The sequence below is a fragment of the Corynebacterium sp. HMSC034E11 genome, from assembly GCF_001835905.1.
GTDB lineage: Bacteria > Actinomycetota > Actinomycetes > Mycobacteriales > Mycobacteriaceae > Corynebacterium > Corynebacterium coyleae.
Genome location: NZ_KV826394.1, coordinates 128,678 through 147,752, shown reverse-complemented (window position 1 = coordinate 147,752; position 19,075 = coordinate 128,678). Strand labels below are relative to the sequence as shown.

The 19,075-nt window shown below is 58.0% G+C and carries 18 protein-coding genes and 7 tRNA genes; 13 read left to right on the top strand and 12 right to left on the bottom strand.

From position 1 onward, the window contains the following. Nucleotides 1-93: 93 nt before the first annotated feature. Nucleotides 94-2,013 carry a 1-deoxy-D-xylulose-5-phosphate synthase gene (gene dxs, locus HMPREF2690_RS04725; RefSeq protein ID WP_070820296.1) on the top strand — a complete coding sequence of 640 codons (1,920 nt, stop codon included), beginning with the start codon at nucleotides 94-96 and terminating at the stop codon, nucleotides 2,011-2,013. 4 nt (nucleotides 2,014-2,017) lie between these two features. Here the strand turns inward: dxs and HMPREF2690_RS04720 are convergent, their stop codons facing one another. Further along, complete coding sequence (locus tag HMPREF2690_RS04720) at nucleotides 2,018-3,295, bottom strand: HRDC domain-containing protein (RefSeq protein ID WP_070820295.1); 1,278 nt, start codon at nucleotides 3,293-3,295, stop codon at nucleotides 2,018-2,020. Nucleotides 3,296-3,311: 16 nt separating this feature from the next. After that, the gene (locus tag HMPREF2690_RS04715) at nucleotides 3,312-3,950 is read right to left on the bottom strand and encodes a DUF3000 domain-containing protein (protein ID WP_371325696.1); all 639 of its coding nucleotides are present in this window, start codon (nucleotides 3,948-3,950) and stop codon (nucleotides 3,312-3,314) included. Nucleotides 3,951-4,084: 134 nt separating this feature from the next. Here HMPREF2690_RS04715 and hemQ point away from each other — a divergent pair, with 134 nt between their 5' ends. Beyond that, entirely contained in the window at nucleotides 4,085-4,789 is a 705-nt protein-coding gene (hemQ, locus tag HMPREF2690_RS04710; protein ID WP_180950015.1) for a hydrogen peroxide-dependent heme synthase, read from the top strand. Between the two features lie 13 nt (nucleotides 4,790-4,802). Here hemQ and msrB read toward each other — a convergent pair whose 3' ends face one another. The 4 genes from msrB to HMPREF2690_RS04690 form a co-directional block, all read right to left on the bottom strand. Beyond that, nucleotides 4,803-5,216: a peptide-methionine (R)-S-oxide reductase MsrB gene (gene msrB / locus HMPREF2690_RS04705; protein ID WP_070483781.1), complete on the bottom strand. Its 414-nt coding sequence runs from the start codon at nucleotides 5,214-5,216 to the stop codon at nucleotides 4,803-4,805. After that, nucleotides 5,213-6,448, bottom strand: coding sequence for a glycosyltransferase family 87 protein (locus HMPREF2690_RS04700; protein WP_070820294.1), 1,236 nt, complete (start codon nucleotides 6,446-6,448; stop codon nucleotides 5,213-5,215). Before HMPREF2690_RS04700 ends, msrB begins: the two co-directional genes overlap by 4 nt. Before the next feature lie 25 nt (nucleotides 6,449-6,473). Continuing rightward, entirely contained in the window at nucleotides 6,474-7,244 is a 771-nt protein-coding gene (locus HMPREF2690_RS04695) for a pyrimidine reductase family protein (RefSeq protein WP_070614504.1), read from the bottom strand. A 67-nt stretch (nucleotides 7,245-7,311) separates the two neighbouring features. Beyond that, nucleotides 7,312-8,490 (bottom strand): multidrug effflux MFS transporter, encoded by a 1,179-nt coding sequence (locus tag HMPREF2690_RS04690; RefSeq protein WP_070771382.1) that lies wholly within the window; start codon nucleotides 8,488-8,490, stop codon nucleotides 7,312-7,314. 151 nt (nucleotides 8,491-8,641) lie between these two features. Between HMPREF2690_RS04690 and HMPREF2690_RS04685 the strand changes: the two genes are divergently transcribed. Further along, nucleotides 8,642-9,529, top strand: coding sequence for an SLAC1 family transporter (locus HMPREF2690_RS04685; protein WP_070820409.1), 888 nt, complete (start codon nucleotides 8,642-8,644; stop codon nucleotides 9,527-9,529). Between the two features lie 50 nt (nucleotides 9,530-9,579). Here the strand turns inward: HMPREF2690_RS04685 and HMPREF2690_RS04680 are convergent. The 6 genes from HMPREF2690_RS04680 to HMPREF2690_RS04655 all read right to left on the bottom strand — a co-directional run bounded on the left by HMPREF2690_RS04680 (nucleotide 9,580) and on the right by HMPREF2690_RS04655 (nucleotide 10,170). After that, a tRNA-Gly gene (locus tag HMPREF2690_RS04680) sits at nucleotides 9,580-9,655 on the bottom strand. A gap of 35 nt (nucleotides 9,656-9,690) precedes the next feature. Continuing rightward, nucleotides 9,691-9,762 (bottom strand) — tRNA-Val (locus HMPREF2690_RS04675). Nucleotides 9,763-9,778: 16 nt separating this feature from the next. Continuing rightward, nucleotides 9,779-9,852: transfer RNA gene (locus tag HMPREF2690_RS04670), tRNA-Cys, on the bottom strand. A gap of 40 nt (nucleotides 9,853-9,892) precedes the next feature. Further along, nucleotides 9,893-9,968: transfer RNA gene (locus HMPREF2690_RS04665), tRNA-Gly, on the bottom strand. 35 nt (nucleotides 9,969-10,003) lie between these two features. After that, nucleotides 10,004-10,075 (bottom strand) — tRNA-Val (locus HMPREF2690_RS04660). 19 nt (nucleotides 10,076-10,094) lie between these two features. Continuing rightward, nucleotides 10,095-10,170: transfer RNA gene (locus HMPREF2690_RS04655), tRNA-Gly, on the bottom strand. Between the two features lie 247 nt (nucleotides 10,171-10,417). On the opposite strand from HMPREF2690_RS04655, the gene HMPREF2690_RS04650 reads away from it, so the two are divergent. The 10 genes from HMPREF2690_RS04650 to HMPREF2690_RS04605 all read left to right on the top strand — a co-directional run bounded on the left by HMPREF2690_RS04650 (nucleotide 10,418) and on the right by HMPREF2690_RS04605 (nucleotide 19,058). After that, nucleotides 10,418-10,489 (top strand) — tRNA-Val (locus tag HMPREF2690_RS04650). 202 nt (nucleotides 10,490-10,691) lie between these two features. Then, nucleotides 10,692-11,291, top strand: coding sequence for a copper resistance CopC family protein (locus tag HMPREF2690_RS04645; RefSeq protein WP_070820293.1), 600 nt, complete (start codon nucleotides 10,692-10,694; stop codon nucleotides 11,289-11,291). A 9-nt stretch (nucleotides 11,292-11,300) separates the two neighbouring features. Continuing rightward, nucleotides 11,301-11,957 (top strand): copper chaperone PCu(A)C, encoded by a 657-nt coding sequence (locus tag HMPREF2690_RS04640; protein ID WP_070820292.1) that lies wholly within the window; start codon nucleotides 11,301-11,303, stop codon nucleotides 11,955-11,957. Nucleotides 11,958-11,971: 14 nt separating this feature from the next. Further along, nucleotides 11,972-13,294: a Dyp-type peroxidase gene (locus tag HMPREF2690_RS04635; protein WP_070820291.1), complete on the top strand. Its 1,323-nt coding sequence runs from the start codon at nucleotides 11,972-11,974 to the stop codon at nucleotides 13,292-13,294. A 24-nt stretch (nucleotides 13,295-13,318) separates the two neighbouring features. Then, nucleotides 13,319-15,376, top strand: coding sequence for a threonine--tRNA ligase (thrS, locus tag HMPREF2690_RS04630; RefSeq protein WP_070451320.1), 2,058 nt, complete (start codon nucleotides 13,319-13,321; stop codon nucleotides 15,374-15,376). Then, complete coding sequence (locus HMPREF2690_RS04625; protein WP_083320310.1) at nucleotides 15,288-15,944, top strand: ATP adenylyltransferase; 657 nt, start codon at nucleotides 15,288-15,290, stop codon at nucleotides 15,942-15,944. The genes thrS and HMPREF2690_RS04625 overlap by 89 nt, the downstream gene beginning before the upstream one ends. Beyond that, nucleotides 15,937-16,572: a phosphatidylinositol phosphate synthase gene (pgsA, locus tag HMPREF2690_RS04620; RefSeq protein WP_070570439.1), complete on the top strand. Its 636-nt coding sequence runs from the start codon at nucleotides 15,937-15,939 to the stop codon at nucleotides 16,570-16,572. The genes HMPREF2690_RS04625 and pgsA overlap by 8 nt, the downstream gene beginning before the upstream one ends. After that, on the top strand, nucleotides 16,573-17,511 hold the full coding sequence (locus HMPREF2690_RS04615) for a phosphatidylinositol mannoside acyltransferase (RefSeq protein WP_070820290.1): 939 nt from the start codon (nucleotides 16,573-16,575) through the stop codon (nucleotides 17,509-17,511). A gap of 3 nt (nucleotides 17,512-17,514) precedes the next feature. Next, a complete protein-coding gene (locus HMPREF2690_RS04610; RefSeq protein WP_070820289.1) occupies nucleotides 17,515-18,594 on the top strand; it encodes a glycosyltransferase family 4 protein in 1,080 nt (359 codons plus the stop codon). Then, nucleotides 18,591-19,058, top strand: a complete 468-nt coding sequence (locus HMPREF2690_RS04605) for a LemA family protein (protein WP_246819507.1) — start codon at nucleotides 18,591-18,593, stop codon at nucleotides 19,056-19,058. The genes HMPREF2690_RS04610 and HMPREF2690_RS04605 overlap by 4 nt, the downstream gene beginning before the upstream one ends. Nucleotides 19,059-19,075 lie beyond the last annotated feature (17 nt).

Here is a 19,075-nt window from a genome sequence, read left to right as displayed (position 1 = left end):
GATTCCGCACTACGCAACGTGCGGAAACCATACGGGAACACTGCAGATGCGGACCGCATCGCGGCGAAAAACCTGAAGGAGAGCGACAGGATAGTGGGACTGCTCGAGCATATTGAGACACCGGCAGACGTGCAGAAGCTCGCGCCGAGCCAGCTCAACGCGCTCGCGGACGAGATCCGGCAGCTGCTCATCCAGAAAGTGTCAGCAACCGGAGGACACCTCGGACCGAACCTCGGCGTTGTTGAGCTGACACTGGCGCTGCATTACGTTTTCGATTCCCCGAACGACCCGATCATCTTTGACACATCGCATCAGTCGTATGTGCACAAGATTTTGACTGGACGTGCGAACCAGTTTGATTCCTTGCGCAAGAAGGGCGGTCTTTCTGGGTACACGTCGCGATCTGAATCAGAACACGACTGGACCGAATCTTCCCATGCCAGTGCCTCGCTGTCCTATGCGGACGGTCTTGCCAAAGCGAAGGAACTCACCGGTAATTCGGACGATCACGTCATCGCAGTTGTCGGTGACGGAGCGCTCACAGGTGGCATGTGTTGGGAAGCACTCAACAACATCGCGGCCGGAAACCGCAACGTTGTCATCGTGGTTAACGACAACGGCCGTTCGTACTCTCCGACGATTGGCGGACTGGCCAATAACCTGACCAAGCTCCGTGACCAGCTAGCCGCTATTCGGATCCAGCCTGGCTACGACGAGGTCATGGAGTCTGGGAAAAAGACCCTCAAATCTATGGGGTGGGTCGGAGAGAAGACCTTTGATGCATTGCATGCGCTCAAGGAAGGCGTGAAGTATCAGGTTCTTCCAACCGAAATGTTCCCGGACCTTGGTATGAAATATGTCGGTCCAGTCGAGGGGCATGATCTCAAGGCACTGCTCAACGCCTTTAAGTATGCCAAGCGCTACGAGGGGCCGTTGATCGTGCATGTTGTCACTGAGAAAGGCCACGGTTTCGCCCCGGCAGTCAATGACGTAGCCGACCAGATGCACTCTACCGGCGTGATCGACCCTGTAACAGGAAAAGCACTGGCCACCTCTAAGCCAGGTTGGACCGCAGCTTTCACCGAAGAGCTGCTTCGCGCAGGCCACGAACTCGATGACATCGTTGCGATCACTGCGGCAATGGCGGGGCCAACCGGTCTGCAGCCATTTGGTGAGCAGTTCCCAGACAGGTTCTTCGATGTGGGGATTGCGGAACAGCACGCAGTGACGTCTGCCGCTGGTATGGCACTCGGTGGATTGCACCCGGTTGTGGCGATTTACTCGACCTTCCTCAATCGTGCTTTTGACCAGTTGCTTATGGATGCAGGTTTGCTCCACCAGCCGGTTACGTTAGTGCTGGACCGTGCAGGCGTAACTGGCTCCGACGGCGCAAGCCATAACGGTGTTTGGGATATGGCGATCGCATCGATCGTCCCGGGTGTCCGTATCGCCGCACCTCGAGACACTCAGTCGTTGCGCGAAGAGTTCAGGGAGGCCCTTCTTGTCGACGACGCCCCGACGATCGTACGGTTCCCGAAGGGCTCTGCCGGCCCGACGATCCCGGCACTGCGAAACGTCGGCGGTGTAGATATCCTCGCCGAACCCACAGGTGATAGCAGCGATTCAGAAATCGACGTGCTACTCGTTGCCGTCGGCGCATTTGGTCAGGCCGCGCTCGAGATTGCAGATGCGCTTGTCGACGACGGTATCCGCGTGACTGTTGTCGATCCCCGTTGGATCATTCCCGTCAACGCCGCGCTGTGTGACCTGGCTGTCGAAGCTGACATGGTTGTGGTCTATGAAGACGGCATCATTCGAGGCGGCGTCGGATCTGCTATCGCTGAGGCGTTTTCGGCAGCAGAGGTGGACACACCGCTACGCCAACTCGCGTTTCCGGATGTGTTCCCCCTGCACGGGTCCCGCGACGAAATCCTCGAGGAGTATGGACTCGATGCGGAGTCTGCCGCCCTGCAGATTAGAGAGTGGGCACAGCGACTCGCTGACAGCGAGTAAGGCGCTATTGAGCGCGCTTCCTGCGACGGCGACGTGCTGCAGCTCGCCCAGATGACGGGGTTTTGCCCTGCGGGATTCCTGCTGCTTTCGCTTCAGCTTGGGCCCGTGCGAGCAGCGGTGCCGTAAGGGCGATCTGCCATGGGCGTGCCCCAGCACGCTTCAGTTGCATAGCAGCAGCGTCAGTGCTCCATACGGCGTCGGAGTCTGGGGCGGTCCACATAACTTGTCGCAGCACTGCAGAAGAGAGCAGCATATCTGGACGGATGTTTTGTTGCGCCGCCACTTCAGAGACGTACTTTCGCGCCGACTGCAATGCGTGCCAGGAACGTGGGTAGTCGTGTTCCCACACAATTTTTGCGGGAGGGTCAGTCGGTGCAGGCTGCGCGGGGGTTGGCCATTGTTCGGGGTCCTCAGCGAGCGCCTGTTCGACGAGACTAAACCAGAATTTGGCTTTCGTTGTATTGAGCGATCGGTAGCGCAGGCAGTTTCGTAGTTCCCATGGGGAGGATGGCACAGTACGAGCGATGGTGACGATTGATTCGCTCGAGAGCATGTGACCGGGAGAGATGTCTTCTTTTCGGCAATGTTCGTCGCGGGCGGTCCACAGCGTTTTAGCGAGCTGCAGGCTCCTGGCGGAGCGTAGCCCTGACACTCCCTTCATGTCACGCCATGTCTCATTAAAGGGTGCGTTGTCCGGTCCGAGCTCGTTGACAATCCGCTCAAACTCCTGCTCGGCGAACGAAAGCTTGCCTTCGTTGTCCAATTGCTCGGCGAGAGCCTCTGCGAGATCGTGGAGGTGTGCCACATCTAGCGCTGCGTATTCTTGCCACGTCGGTGGCAGAGGTGTGGTGGACCAGTCTTCGTGGCCGTGACCTTTCTTAAGTTCTACTCCTACGAAGTGCTGCACCATCGCCGCCAAATTTGGCCTATTAAACCCTGCGAAGCGGGATGCGAGTTCTGTGTCAAAGATTGTGCCTGGGTAGAGACCGAGCATTGCGAGCGACTTAAGATCATCGACGGCTGCATGGATAATCCAGTCCTCACCGTTGATGACGGGAGCGAGGGCATCATGAAGCGCGTCTCGGTTGCCTTCCGGGGCGAACAGGTACGTATCGGTATCTCGTCGATAAATCTGCACGAGAAACGCTCGGTCGTCATAACGAAATGACGCTGCGCGCTCGGTATCGATGGCGTAAGCGCCTCGACCTTCTGCCAATGCCGCCGCTGCGCGAGAGAATTGCTCGGGAGTTTCTACGAGGTGGTACTGCACCTGGGATGTCATGTTGCGTAAGTATGCCCTAGCGTGCGTTGAGCTGTGTCACACCCTCTGGTGGAAGCCCGGCAACATGGGCCAAAACCTTGGAAAAAGCCTCGACGTGGCTCTTCAAGTCGATCCCCTCAGCAGTCCAGGAGGCGCGCATCTCCAACTGGTATGCGCGGGGAGGTCCGCCGATCTCACCGAAGCGTACTGATGCGGTCGACGTAACCGTGCCGCCAAGATTGGTGAACCCAGCACTGGTCTCCGCGAGCGATTCATTGAGCCACTGCCAAGCGACGTCAGGTAGCAACGGGTCTGACGCCACAGCATCATCCATGTCCGCTTGGATATAGGCCACCAGCCGCATGGTGCCCTCCCAGGCCTCCTCGGCGGCAGGGGAGTGTAGGAGGATTAGTCGGCCGAAAGCATCGCCTTCTGAATCGACCGGGATGTTGTCACCGTCCTCGTTCGGGTGGACTACTTCGAGCCCCACAGCATGGCTAAACGGTGCTGGTCGCTGCGGCGGTCGGATAGTCCCGAGGGAAATCTCAGGACGAAGCTGGGCTGCATGCATTGACTCGACGGCCTTAGAAAAATCCGCCGGCCAGTTCTCGTTTGCGCCTTCCCCGAGCGTATCCGCACTATGTGTGGAGGTCTGGGGGGTGGTGTCCGGATTCATCACACGCATAAAGGTATCGACCCGTTGCGTGTGGTGGGGGAGGCGCGCCGACATATCGTCGAGACGCAATGTGCGACAGCGTAGACTCATTACGACTTTAGTTTGATCTGCCGTATCGGCAGGGAAGGAGCGTCATCATGGCCAAGCTTGACTTTGCGAAACTCAACGCCACGCAGCGTTATCTGCAGTTTGCAGTGTTCCGTGCAATTCCCGGTGCTCTTGGGACGGAACGTACTCGTATCATCGAAGAAGCGCAGGCTTTCTTCCGCAAGCTTGAAGAAGAGGGCGTCGTTGTTGTTCGTGGCATCTACGACAACACCGGCATTCGTGCTGATGCAGACTTCATGATCTGGTGGCACGCAGAAGAGTTTTCCGACCTACAAAAGGCACTGGCTGATTTCCGACGTGAGACTGCGTTCGGTCAGCTCGTTGAGGTGAGCTGGCTTGGCAACGGTTTGCACCGTCCTGCAGAGTTCAACAAGTCCCACCTGCCGAGTTTCATTATGGGGGAGGAACCGGGTGACTGGATCACGGTCTACCCCTTCGTTCGCTCGTATGACTGGTACATCATGGACCCCCAGAAGCGTCGCCGAATCCTTTCTGAACACGGCCAAGCCGCCCGCGACTTTGCGGACGTGCGCGCGAACACCGTCGAGGCGTTTACGCTCGGCGACTACGAGTGGATGCTGGCATTTGAGGCGCCAACGCTCGAGCGCATTGAGGCCCTGATGAAGACGATGCGTTACACCGAGGCCCGCCTGCACGTGCGCGAGGAGGTTCCGTTCCAGACCGGACGTCGCGTCAGCGACATCGCGGAGATCATCAACATCCTGCCGTAGGCCGGATGAGGCCCTAGGCCTCTTCCAGCGTCAGGCTAATGGAGTTGATGCAGTAACGCAGGTCGGTGGGGGTGTCAAAACCCTCGCCGGCAAACACGTGGCCGAGATGAGAGCCACAGTTCGCGCAGAGTACTTCCGTACGGATCATTCCGTGAGAGCGGTCTTCGCGCTCAATAATCCGATCGCCCGCCAGTGGGGAAAAGAATGCTGGCCACCCGCAGTGTGCGTCGAACTTTTCTGAGGACCGAAACAGTTCCTCACCACATGCTCTACAGCGGTAGACACCTTCAGTGGTGGTGTTGGTGTATTCGCCCACACCGGGTGCCTCGGTGCCGGCCTCCCGCAGGACCCGAAACTCTTCAGGGCTAAGTTTTTCTCGCCACTGTGCTTCGGTGAAGTCCTTGTAATTTGGTTTGGATTCGCTCATTGTCGCGTCCTCTCCTTTTGTGGCGCCGATGTGATTTGAGTAGACCATACCCACGATGCCACCGCGACAATAAACACGGCCCATCCAAATGTGGGAAGAAAAGTGTTCAGCCACCGTCCAAGCAGTATCGCGTCAGGCGTAACCCAACTCAGTGGCGCGAGACATAAAACGGCGCCCAGCCACGTTGGCCAAGTGTGCAGGGGGCTGGCGCGGTGAAACACAGTAAACAGGGCGGGGAAGAGCATCATCGAGTAGTACGCCTGTCCGAGTGAGGACAGTAGGCATACGCCTGCGAGCAGGACGCCGGTGCTCAAGGTCAGCCAAAGCCATTCGTCGCTATAACGCCAGCGGGCTAAACCAATGATCGCCGCCGCAACAGCAGATGCAGCGACGACAAAGAGGATGGTGTGCGCCCAGGCAGGCATACCGAAATAGACGGCAAAACCTGCGAGCGAAGAGTTGGCATAGTCGCGTGTGATGCCTAGATACGGCACAACAACGTCGATGTAGTCGCGAGCACCTGGAGTCAGCGGCCAGGCAATGACGTTGAGGAATACAGGTACGGCGACACCGCAAGCAACTACCTTCCACCGCATTTTCATCAGTGGCAGTACGAGAAGCGGAGCGAACATTGGCTTGACGACGACCGCCAGCCCGAGCACGATACCCGCACCGACATCACGCCTAGCGAGAAACAACGCGATAAACGCAGTCAGGGCGAGAAGCAGTACGCCGTTGATGTTCGAAAACACCAAGGTATTTGTCACGGCTTCCGTCATAAATGCAAGGGCTAATGCGATTGGAAGCACCGGGTGAGACATGCGGAAGCCCGCTAGCCGCGTAAGCCATGTGACTGCAGCAATAATGCAAAGCGCGTTGAACAGGATGAAAAATGGCCTCGCGCTTTCCATACTTGGAAGCATCCCAAGAGGAGAAAGTAGCAGCGTAGCACCCGGGTTATAGAGGTAGTGCGGGTCAACGTGCTCGTAAATCTCGTTGTACACAGGTACTCGGTCGACGAAGCGGCGTGCCGCCGACCAGACCGTAGTGAAGTCGTCGGTCACCGATCCGGTGCGTGCGAGGACAAAAAGCCTGTGCACGATCAAGATGACTGCCAGTGGCCAAGCCAAAGCACCTGCGCCTCGAAGCGTGGAGGTTGGTACCTCCGCGTGGGAACGCGTCGCGACGGGCGCTGGGGCGACCCAAAAATCATGGAGGCGAGTTTGCAACATCACGGGTGATACCGTACCGGCTCGATTAGCCTTTTCGGTCCCGCACCCTTCGGTAACGGCAAAACAGCAGGGAATCGCTTGTTGCTTTAACCGACTCGAGAACAAAGGGGATGTTGCGATCGTCGTCACTGTGCCCGAACAACCTCACTTCAGAAGGCTGCAGCACTGCGTGAGGGCTGATGGTGTAATGAAATACGTCTACCGCGTCTTCATTCAGCATCTGGGTGTTGAGCTGTGGACCTCCCTCGCAAACGATGCGGGACATACCGTGCATGTGCAGCGCTTCAATTGCTGTTCGCATGGAGTCATCTACGAGCGGGAGGATGCTGCCACCAGCCTCGGTGATGTCATGTGCGCGAGCAGCAACCTCAGGGGTATCGAGCATATCCTGGGGGACGGCGAATATCGGCGCTGCGAGACTATTGGAGAAGAGCTGCGAGGACGTATCAAAACCGAGGCTGCGGCTTAACACCACAATCGGAGGCGCGACAGACTGCCCGTTTTCCTTCCGTTGTTGCTGTTTCTCTGGCGAGACTCGCGCACCGAAGTAGTCTTCCTTTCGTACCGTTTCCGCACCAACGAGCACTGCATCAGACCACACGCGAAGGGCGTTGAGCAATGCGAAATCGGTCGCATTTCCCAAGCCGGCAGATGCTCCCTCGATTGCGGCAACCCCGGTGAGCGAAGCAATACCAATCAAGCGTGTCTCGCACTCCCCAGGTGGAAGAACCGGCCCAATCAATACCTGCGTGTCGATCGAGTCGGGAAGCTGGTCTGAGGTGTTGGGGGTAAGCATCGTCGTTAATTGTAAAGCGGTTTTGTTTCTGGCCTCGTGGTTTTGGAACGTGGTGGGTTGAAGCTGATCAGCTTCGGTGAAAGCGTGAGCTGATGCGTGCTCCCGTAAGCGCCAAACCAGCGCAGGTGAGCACGCCGAGCGCCATCGCAGCGGCTGGGTTTGGGCCGAGCGCAACAAGTGGTGGAACGAGTCCACCGATAATGAATTGGAAGAACCCCATGACACCGGTTCCGGCTCCGGTACCGATGTCTCGCACTTCCTCGATAGCGAGAGCGGAAGCATTCGCCATGATGAATCCCGCCATCGCGGAGAGGATTGCGATAAAAGGAATCATTGCGGTGCTTGGACCCAAAATGGAAAATGCGAGGAGTATCGCACCCACTGTGAGATCAACTCCGAGTGCGACGGTAAGGAGCGCGCGCGGCTGGTGCCGCTTGAGCAGCCGCATGTTGAGCGTGTTGCTCAGTGGAATGAGCAACGCGATGCTCCCGAAGACGAGAGAGAATGTGGTTGGGCTCAGACCGAGCTGCAATTGGAGGACTAGGGGAGAAGCCGCGATGTAGGAAAAGAGCGTGCCAAAGCCCAAACCTGCAGCCACCATGTATCCAGTGAACGCGGGACGTTGTAGACAGCGCCCCATCCGCGGAAACATCTGGCGCAAGGTGCCACTTGTCCGCTTGTGGGAGGGCAGCGTCTCGGGAACGAGCCACAAAGCGACAACGAGCTGCGCAAGATTGACTGCAGCGATTGTCCAAAAAACGCCGCGCCAGGTGAATGCGGGAATGATGAGGCCACCAAGCACCGGGGCGATTGCGGGCATAAACCCGGAGATCGCCATGAGCGCTGAAAGTCCGCGCGCGGCTTGTTTTCCGTGAGCAATGTCGGGGACGACAGCACGAGCAACGACGATCGCGCATCCACCTGCGAGGCCTTGGAAGAAGCGGGCGCAAATGAGGAATGCGATGGAATCAGCTAGCGCGCAAGCCACCGAGGCAACAAGGGCAACGGCGGAAGCCACAATAATGACAGGCTTTCGTCCGGTCCCGTCGGAAATCGCCCCAAACAAGAGATTGCCAAGGGCCATACCGAGCATGAACCCGGTAATGGTCATCTGGGCAAATGAGTGTGACGTCGACAAACTCGTCGCAAGCTCTGGCATGCCCGGGAGGTACATGTCGATGCCCAGGGGGCCAGAGGCGGTAAACAAAGCCAGCGCGGCGAGGAGGCCACCAGAAAGTTTCTGCACGCCGGTAGGATAGCCGCTCCGGATTTTGGTGAAGCGATGCCTATTGAAGTCTCATGACCATTGCAGTGAGCGAGAACAGCAGAGGCAACAATCGGGGGAGCTGCACACACAGATTCGCTAATAGGTTGGGAACAGGCATAGCGTGGTTATCATGCAGTTGCCAAAGTACGGTCCGGCGTGGGCCGGTGCCTTGATGGGCACTTCAATTGCCTCCACCTTGTCTGGTTTGCATGGCTTTCGTCTCTGCCAGATCGCGTTCGCCCTGTGTGCCGCTGTGTTGCTTGCGGTTTTTACGGTGGGCGCTCGACATGAGCCTCCTCGCCACCAAAATATGGCGGCGTGGGGCATGTACACGATGGGGCTACTGTCTTGCGGCTCAGCGTGGACCGCGCTGACCGGTAACGATGGATTCCAGTTGGCCAGTTGGTGGATCGGTGCACCGCTTTCCGCACTAGTGTGTTTGTGGCAGCTTTGGGCGTTTTGGAAGCGACCGAGCCTCTATGGAAAACCTGCGTTTCCCTGGGGCCTTGCGTTGGTCACGCCAATGGTGGCCGCAACGTCTGGAGGGCAGCTATCCGATGAGCATGGAGCGCTCTACCACTATGTCGGTGTGGTGTGTTTCTGGCTCACGTTGACAACGGCAATTCCGCTGTTTGCCTATTGCTTTTGGTCATTCATGCGCCACCGTTACCACCCAAGTGGCGCGGCCGCTGGTACAGCCTGGATCCCACTAGGCGTCGTCGGGCAATCGACTGCCGCTTCAACAGTGCTTTTCGACGCCCACCTCTACGGCATTGTCATGTTCGTGATCGGAGTGCCGTGTTCCTTGTTTGCAATGTATTGCTTCTACCAGGCGGTAGTGGCAATTTCGCCCTACGGTCCGGGGTGGTGGGGTGCCACATTCCCGGTGGGAACGCTGTGCTTAGGCGCTTGGTACCAGGGGTGGTCCCAATTATCCTTTGCGCTGTTGATTCTGCTTCTTGTGCACTGGAGCATTTGCGCGGTACGTTTCGGGGCTTGGCAATTGCAGCGCCTATAGAAAAGGGGATAAAAGAAGAACTGCCTACCGAAACGATAGACAGTCTTTTTTGGAGCGGATGACGAGACTCGAACTCGCGACCCTCACCTTGGCAAGGTGATGCGCTACCAACTGCGCTACATCCGCATCTTGTATTCAGTTGACGAGGGGGAGACCCTCTGTGCGCGATACTGGGATCGAACCAGTGACCCCTACCGTGTCGAGGTAGTGCTCTACCGCTGAGCTAATCGCGCTTGGCTGGTGACAGCTTGGAGGTGGATACGGGAATCGAACCCGTGTACACGGTTTTGCAGACCGTTGCCTAACCACTCGACCAATCCACCGTGGAGTTACCTCCAAAGTATTCGGGAACTCCGAAGTACTTGGAGCGGATGACGAGACTCGAACTCGCGACCCTCACCTTGGCAAGGTGATGCGCTACCAACTGCGCTACATCCGCATCTTGTATTCAGTTGACGAGGGGGAGACCCTCTGTGCGCGATACTGGGATCGAACCAGTGACCCCTACCGTGTCGAGGTAGTGCTCTACCGCTGAGCTAATCGCGCCCACGTTCCTTGATGGAACTGGAGCGGATGACGAGACTCGAACTCGCGACCCTCACCTTGGCAAGGTGATGCGCTACCAACTGCGCTACATCCGCATGCTCTCCGCGCTTACCGCGCTGATTGCGAGAACAAACCTTATCCTCATTCACCGCTTGTATCCAAATCGGCAGTTCACGGCACTTGGTGCGGGTTGGTTAATGAGGTTTCAGCGATGTAATTCTCGGGAGCCGCACGCGATTCAAGGTGTCAAACTAGGCAGGGGAAGGCTCTCTTGGGGGGAAAGTGGTTGTGGCCTGCGGATTCGTCCGTGGCGCTCCATCCGTGTAATCTAGCAACTCGTTCGGTCCTATGGCTCAGTGGAAGAGCGTTCCGTTCACACCGGAAAGGTCGCTGGTTCGATCCCAGCTAGGACCACAACGCAAACCGTCAGGAAACTGACGGTTTTTCTTTTTCTTCAGGCAGTCAGGCTGGGGCCTGCGATTCCTAGCTGCCAATATTGGGGGTTTTGTCGCTTAACCCGGTTTTGTGCCAGTGTGGGAACTATTCGGCCGTTTTAGGCGACTACTCATTTCGAGTGCGAAAATTACGCACTCAATAGTTTGAACAAGGAGACGAAATGCCCAAACCTGCACATTGCAGGCAAGTTGCACGAGTGGGCGGTATTGCTGCCGCGGCGTTGGCAACTGCTCTGGTTACCTCGGCTCCCGCGGTTGCGCATGACGTTGTTATCGGATCCAACCCCGAAAACAAGTCTGTGGTGCAGGACTTTCCTGGGCGGATCGAGCTGGAGTTTTCTGGCGAGCCCAAGGAAGGTTTCAATACCGTCGCCATCTCACGTACGGAGAATGGAAGCACGGATGTGCTGTTCACCGGCGAACCGGTAATTGAGGGCCGAAACGTCACACTCGACCTTCCGCCAGATCTGCAGCCGGAGGCCGGAGACTACAAAGTTGGCTTCCAAATCGTCTCGTCCGACGGACACGCAACTAAGGGCATGACCTCGTTTAGCTATCAGCCAGATGGCGCTGGCTCGCAATCGCAACAGGATTCGACCGCTACTAACGCTGCAGAAACGAATGAAAACTCAAGCGTTTCTGCTCTCTGGCTGCTTGCTCTTGGCACCATCGTGCTTGCGGTCATCGCGGTGTTGGCCGTGACGAATCGTTCGAAGAAGAGCAAGACCATAACTGATGACGTGCGCAAAGGCGCGCAGTAAGGAAACATGATGAAGAATCGTTTGATGGCCACGGCAGTTGTCGCTGCTTTCGCTTTGACCCCGGCGCTGACCGCCTGCTCTAGCGACTCTAATGAGGCGGCAACCGACACAGCTACCTCGTCCGCTGCAACGTCGGCAAGTGAGACTGCCACGGATGCTGCCGCCACCTCGGACGTTGAACTCGTCGATGGCACTGTGCGTGCAAAGGCTGCCAAGGACGCAGAAAATGGCAGTGATATGACCGCGATCTTTGGCACCTTGAAGAATGACACGGATGAAGACATCCACGTGATTGGCTTCACTACCTCGCTGGGTGAAGCCATGTACGAAATCCACGAGGTAGTGGATGGCGTCATGCAGGAGAAGGAGGGCGGCATCGTCATTCCGGCCGGTGGCACTTACGAGCTGAAGCCGGGCGGTGACCACTTCATGGTGATGGGCTACCCGGACGAGATTCCTGCTGGAGACACCGTTGATGTCACGCTGCTGACTGAGGGTGGCACCACCATTGATATTCCGGAAGTAGCCGTCCGTACCATGCTGCCGGGCGATGAGGACTACGGCGAGGATGGCCAGGTCATGGACCACAGCCAGCACAAGCACGGCGACGATGCAGCGCATGGCGAACACGCCGAGCACAGCGAAACCGCTGAGCACAAGCACTAGGAGGAGCGAATTCAATGGTTGAGCCACAGCGTGGCGGAGTTTCCCGCCGGGTGTTTCTGGCCGGTGCGGCTGGGGTGGCGGGGGTTGCGTCATCAAGCATGGCGCTCGTTGCGTGTAGCGGTGAGGATGATCGCGAAACTGCATCACGGGCACTTACCGAATCAACTATCGCATTCGATGGCGCTCATCAGGCAGGCATCCAAACGACTACACAAGCGAATCTCAACCTCGTTGGGTTCAACCTCAAGGACGGCGTGAAGGTTGATGGTCTTCGCCGTCTTATGCGGTTGTGGACGGAAGATGCGCGAGAGCTCGTCTCCGGCCGCAACCCTTTGTCAAGCCTTGAGCCAGAAATGGTAGACAAGCCGGCAAACCTTACAATCACATGCGGGCTAGGCGAGCGAATCTTTGACGTCGCCGCCCCCGAAAGTAAGCCGGCGTGGCTGCACGACATTGAGTCGATGCCACGGGAGAAACTCGTTCCAGAGTGGGGACAAACCGATATCGTTCTCCAGATCTGCTCGGATGACCCGATGGTGTGTGCATGGGTAATGCGCCACATGACCCGCGCAGGGATGGACTACGTAAAAACTGCGTGGGTGCAGCAAGGGTTCATGAACGCCTACGGCAATATTCCGAAAGGCCAAACCCCGCGCAACCTCTTCGGTCAAGTCGATGGAACCGTCAACCCACATTCGGACGATGAATTCGCGGAGCAGGTGTTTCACGAGGATGGCTCTTCCTCACTGGTAGTGCGCCGGATCGCGATGGATCTCGACGATTGGGAGCGGCTCGACCGGGCTTCACGCGAGGAGTCTGTCGGCCGCAGGTTGAGCGACGGTGCCCCGCTCACTGGCGACAGCGAATTCGACAAACCAGATCTCGATGCAATTGATGAATACGGTCTGCCCGTCATTGACAGGAACTCGCACATGGCGCGAGCAATGCCGCCGAAGGACCATCCGGAGCAGCGTTTCTTACGCAGACCGTACAACTACAACCTTCCGCCGGACCCGAACTCGAAAGGTCTCTCAAATGCAGGCTTGGTCTTTCTGACTTTCCAGAAGGACCCGGATATCCAGTTCACTCCGGTGCTTCGCCGCCTGCTGGAGATGGATCGCCTTAACGAATGGACGACTCACATTGGTTCCGCGGTGTACTGGGTGCCACCGGGCACTGTGGAGCCGGGTAGTGGTAACTCCGGTGATACGTACTGGGGCGAAGCCGTACTTTCCGGCACTCGGGGGGTAGAATCCCTATCGACCGGCGTGCGTCTGCGCCGTCGGGACAGTGAACAGCACGATGGGGTTGCGTCCAGGTATGACGCAGCCCAATGACGCGCAAAGGAGCGCACGACACCTATGTCAAACGAAGCAGTAGTCGAGTTTGCAACGTTCGAGGTCCCCGCAGGCACCGCCGTGGGTGCAGCGATGCGGGAGTTGAACTTGCCGAACAAGGGCGACGACGCCGTCGTTTGCGTCTTGGATGCAGAGGGCGAACTCAAAGATCTTTCCCACGTGCCGGAGCAAACCGCCACGTTCACTCCTGTCCCGGCAAACACTGAGCTTGGTCGCTCGGTTATCCGCCACTCCTGTGCGCACGTACTTGCACAGGCTGTTCAGACGGAGTTCCCGGGAACCAAGCTGGGCATTGGCCCTGCGATTGAAGATGGCTTTTACTACGACTTTGATGTCGCCGAGCCGTTTACGCCTGAAGATCTGAAAACGCTTGAACGGCGTATGAAGAAGATCATCAAGCAAGGCCAGAAGTTTGTCCGCGGTGTCTACGCATCCGTGGAGGAAGCAGCCGAGGATCTCAAGGATGAGCCGTACAAGCTCGAACTGATCAACGACAAGGGCAACGTCGACCCAGATTCTGACGAAGCTACTGAAATCGGTGCAGGCGAGCTGACCCACTACGACAACGTCAATCCCCGCACGGGCGAGGTGGAGTGGCATGACCTGTGCCGTGGCCCGCACGTGCCAACGACGAAGTACATCCCGGCATTCGCACTGACCCGTTCGTCCGCTGCCTACTGGCGAGGCGACCAGGACAATGCTGGTCTGCAGCGTGTCTACGGCACTGCGTGGGAGTCGAAGGAAAAGCTCGACGAGTACATGACCATGCTCGAGGAGGCTGAGAAGCGCGATCACCGCCGTCTTGGCAATGAGCTGGATTTGTTCTCCTTCCCAGACGAGGTCGGTTCTGGTCTTCCGGTATTCCACCCGGACGGTGGCATCGTGCGTATGACCATGGAGCAGCACTCGCGTGAGCGTCACGTGGCAGCCGGCTACTCCTTCGTCAACACCCCGCACGTGACCAAGGGTGACCTTTTCAAGAAGTCTGGTCACCTGGATTGGTACGCGGACGGCATGTTCCCGCCGATGAAGCTCGACGGTGAGGTTGACGCTGACGGCAACGTGACTAAGCAGCCGGTGGACTACTACGCCAAGCCGATGAACTGCCCGATGCACAACCTGATCTTCGACTCTCGTGGTCGTTCCTACCGCGAACTTCCGCTGCGTTTGTTCGAGTTCGGCACGGTGTACCGCTACGAAAAGTCTGGTGTGGTGCACGGTCTGACTCGTGCTCGTGGCTTTACCCAGGATGATGCTCACATCTACTGCACTGAGGAGCAGCTGGAAGAAGAGCTCACCAGCGTTCTGGAGTTCATCATCTCGCTGCTGCAGGACTACGGTCTGGATGACTTCTACCTCGAACTGTCCACGAAGGACCCGAAGAAATACATTGGCGACGACGACATCTGGGAGCGTTCCACGAGCATTCTCGAGTCGGTGGCGAAGAAGTCTGGCCTTGAGCTGGTTCCGGACCCTGCCGGCGCCGCTTTCTATGGCCCGAAGATTTCGGTGCAGGCACGCGACGCCATCGGTCGCACCTGGCAGATGTCGACCGTCCAGTTGGACTTCAACCTTCCTGAGCGCTTTGACCTGACCTACACCGCCTCTGACGGTTCGAAGAAGCGTCCGGTGATGATCCACCGTGCACTCTTTGGCTCGATCGAGCGTTTCTTCGGCGTGCTGCTCGAGCACTACGCGGGTGCGTTCCCGGCATGGCTGGCGCCGCACCAGGTTGTGGGTATTCCGGTTGCTGATGCGTTTGCCGACCACCTTGATGGGGTCGTCGCAAAGCTGCGCGAGCGCGGTATTCGTGCAGAGGTTGACCACTCGGACGACCGCATGCAGAAGAAGATCCGTACGCACACCACGAACAAGATTCCGTTCATGCTGCTTGCGGGTGAGCGTGACGTTGATGCCAACGCTGTGAGCTTCCGCTTCCTTGATGGCACGCAGATCAACGGCGTGAATGTCGATGAGGCAGTGGAGATTATCGCGGACTGGATCGCGGCGAAACGTAACGATCAGCCGAGTGAGGCAAACGTTGCAGCCCAGCGGCAGTAATCATGGCGAGGACCCCTACATCGATACCGGTGTAGGGGCTCCTGACCGTCTTGTACGTCTGTGGGCGCCCTACCGGTCGAGTTACATTGCGTCGGCGCCGAGATCGTCGAAAAGCAATGACCCGTTTCTAGAGATACCGAAACTCAGCGACGAAGACGGATTGATTATTGCCCGTGGCACGCGTGTGTACGCGGTGTTGAACCTGTATCCGTACAACGCGGGACATCTCATGGTTGTGCCGTATCGGAAGGTCGCGGAGCTTGAAGCGCTTGACGACGAAGAAACAACCGAACTGATGGCATTTGCCAAGCATGCGGTAAAGACGCTGAAGCACGTGTCGAGCCCAGAGGCAATTAACGTCGGCTTGAACCTGGGCAAGGCGTCCGGGGGGTCGGTTGGAGATCACCTGCATCTGCATGTGGTTCCGCGCTGGTCCGGTGACTCGAATTTTATGACTGTGCTTTCCGGAACCAAGGTTCTGCCGCAGCTCCTGCGGGAGACTCGCGAGCTGCTGGCGCAGGGGTGGCGCGAGGTTGAACAGGGCGAGGGGAGAAGCCACGATGCTTAGTGTGCATGGGCGTAAACCGGCAGCTGTTGTCGTGGAACCGGTGGCGAAGGGCTTGTTGAAAGCCGGCGTCACGCCGAACATGATCACCCTTGCCGGCACGATTGCCACGATGCTGGCGATGATGGTTCTCATTCCGACGGATCATCTCGTGTGGGCAGCGGTGTTGAGCACGATTTTTGCAGCGTGTGACATGGTGGACGGCACCATGGCGCGATTACGTGGTGGTGGGACGGCTTTCGGCGCAACACTAGACGCCAGTTGTGACCGTCTCACGGACGGCGCCCTGTTTGGGTCGATCGCTATGTGGATGGTCTACGTTGCGGACTTGTCTGCGGCCCATGTTGCAGCCTGCCTAGCTGTGTTGGTCCTCTCGCAGGCGATCAGCTACATCAAGGCGCGCGCTGAAGCCGGCGGCATCAGCGTCGTCGGCGGCCTCATTGAACGGCCAGAGCGTTTGATCCTTGCTTTGGGCGGGCTAGCGCTCGAGGGGTTTGGGGTGCCCAACGCTGTCGTGGTGTCAATTTGGATTCTGTTAGCAGGGTCGTTGTTTACCGTGGTGCAGCGGCTGGTCTTCGCCGCGCGAGACGATCAGGCGAACGCGAAGATGGCGCCACCAGCAGGGGCGTAGATGAGCGGCATTGGAAAGCGTGTGTCTTCGGCGGGTTACATCGCCGGGTGGAAGATCGTCGGGGCGCTTCCGGAGTGCCTCACGCGTCCGTTAGCTGCTGCTGGTGCGGATTGGGTATCAAACGACGGCGCCGGAATGGACATGCTGCGCCGCAATCTCACACGCGTCGTCGGTGCAGAAAACGTCACCAAGGAGCTGGTGCGTGACAGCGTGCGTTCCTACGCAAGGTATTGGCTCGAAGCTTTCCAACTGCCTCGCATTGCGGATGATCCAAACTTGGATGAGCGACTCACTGCAGGTCTGGTTGGTAGGGAGTATTTGCAGGAGTCGATCGATGCTGGCAACGGGGTCGTACTGACTCTGCCGCATTCCGGGAATTGGGATATGGCGGGAATGTGGCTTGCAAAGCACTATGGAACGTTTACAACGGTTGCTGAGCGGCTCAGGCCTGAGAAGCTGTTTGATGCGTTCGTGGAGTATCGCGAAAGCCTGGGTTTCGAAGTACTTGCCCTCACCGGGGAGAAAACTCCTCCCTATGCAAGGCTCAAAGAGGTCCTCCAAGGCGGGGGCATCGTGTGTTTGATGGGCGAGCGCGACCTTGGGCGTCGAGGCGTGCCAGTGACATTTTTCGGCGAGGATACGACTTTTCCTGTAGGGCCAGCAAAGTTGGCATTGGAGACAGGCGCGAGCCTTCACACAGTGCATACGTGGTTTGCAGGTTCGCAGACGGATCCTCGCTGGGGGATGAGCGTTGCACCTGCGCTGAAAGTAACCACGCTTGAGCGAACGGTGCAGGCAATTGCAGACGAGTTCGCTGTCGCGATTGCCCACCACCCGCAGGATTGGCACATGCTGCAGCCGTTGTGGCCTGTCGATGTCCCGGTTCGCGGGAGGCGCTGGGCGCTCGACAACCGTTCAGACATCTCAAGGGAGACCTAGCCGATGCGGGTTGGGCTAGTCTGCTCCTATTCTTTTGATGAACCTGGTGGGGTTCAAGCGCATGTCCTTGACTTGGCGGAGCGGTTGCGGGAAATGGGACATCACAGTGAAGTCCTTGGCCCTGCATCTGCCGATACGCCGTTGCCTGAGTGGGTAACTCGGGGCGGGCCAGCGGTTCCGATTCCTTACAACGGTTCTGTTGCGCGCTTGTCGTTTGGCCCGCGAGTAGTGAGGACGACCAAGCGATTCATCGAACTCGGCGATTTCGACGTGCTGCATATCCACGAGCCAAATTCGCCGGGCTACGCCATGGTTGCGAACCGAATAGCCGCGGGTCCGATCGTGGCTACCTATCACACCTCTGCGGAGAGCTCCTACGCGCTGAAAGTAGCACTGCCTGCGTTGCGAGCGAACTTGGAGAAGATTCGTGCCGGAATCGCAGTGAGCGAGTTGGCATGGCAGTGGCAGGCAGAGCAGATTGGCACTGACCCTGTGATCATTCCGAACGGAGTTGACACGCGACGCTTCGCGCGGGCTCGTGGTGTGCGCAATGACTCTTCAGACGTGGAGGTTGTGTTCCTTGGGCGACTCGACGAGCCACGTAAAGGCCTCGATGTGTTCTTGGCTGCCCTGGAGCGTCTTCCGCGCCTTCCTCAGGTGACGGTGATGGGCGGAGGTGCTGCACGCGAAATGGACGGGGTGCGTTTCGCTGGGAAGGTTATGGAGGATGAAAAGGTCGAGATTCTCGGCCGCGCCGACATTTTTGTTGCCCCGAACCTCGGCGGCGAGTCGTTTGGCATCATTCTGGTCGAAGCAATGGCGGCGGGGTGTGCCGTGGTAGCCAGCGATATCCCTGCTTTTGCCGCCGTTGGCTCTGACGCTGCGGCCTTCTTTCCGCCGGGGGATCCCGATGCTTTGGCGCAGCAGTTGCAGCTGCTTATCGACGACGCCACTTACCGCAATGACTTGATTAACCGAGGCGCACGTCGGGCCAGGGAATTCGACTGGTCAGTGGTGGCGAACCGTGTTTGCGCTGTGTATGAGGCTGTTTCCTACAACGAGAAGGTGAGGATTGAGCGGTGACATTTGGTGTCGTGCTTCTCGTCGTCGCGCTGATCTGCGTTGTCATCGTGGCTGCCTGGGCGTTTCACACTGCGCAGCGACTTCACCGATTGCATATTCGTTTGGATAGGTCCCGTGATGCGCTGCAGGCTGCTCTTGACCGCCGCTGCGCTGTAGTTGCGGCGCTGTTTCCGGAGCTCGCGAAGCAGGCTCACGAAACGGAGGCGCTTCGGTTCAGCTCGAAGGATCTTCGGCTGCGTCTTGGCGCTGAGGGGGATCTGATGCAGGTGGTCAGGGAGTCGTCGCAAAGCAGTGGCGACGTACCGGCTGAACTCCGTGATGCACATACCCGAGTAGAACTCGCCCGGCGGTTCTATAACGATGCGGTTGCGGATACGTTGGTGCTGCAGTTGCGACCTATGGTGCGGTTTTTCCGTCTTGGCGGTACTGCGGTAGTGCCGCAGTTTGCCACCGACGGCCAGTAACAGCGTATTTGTGCAGC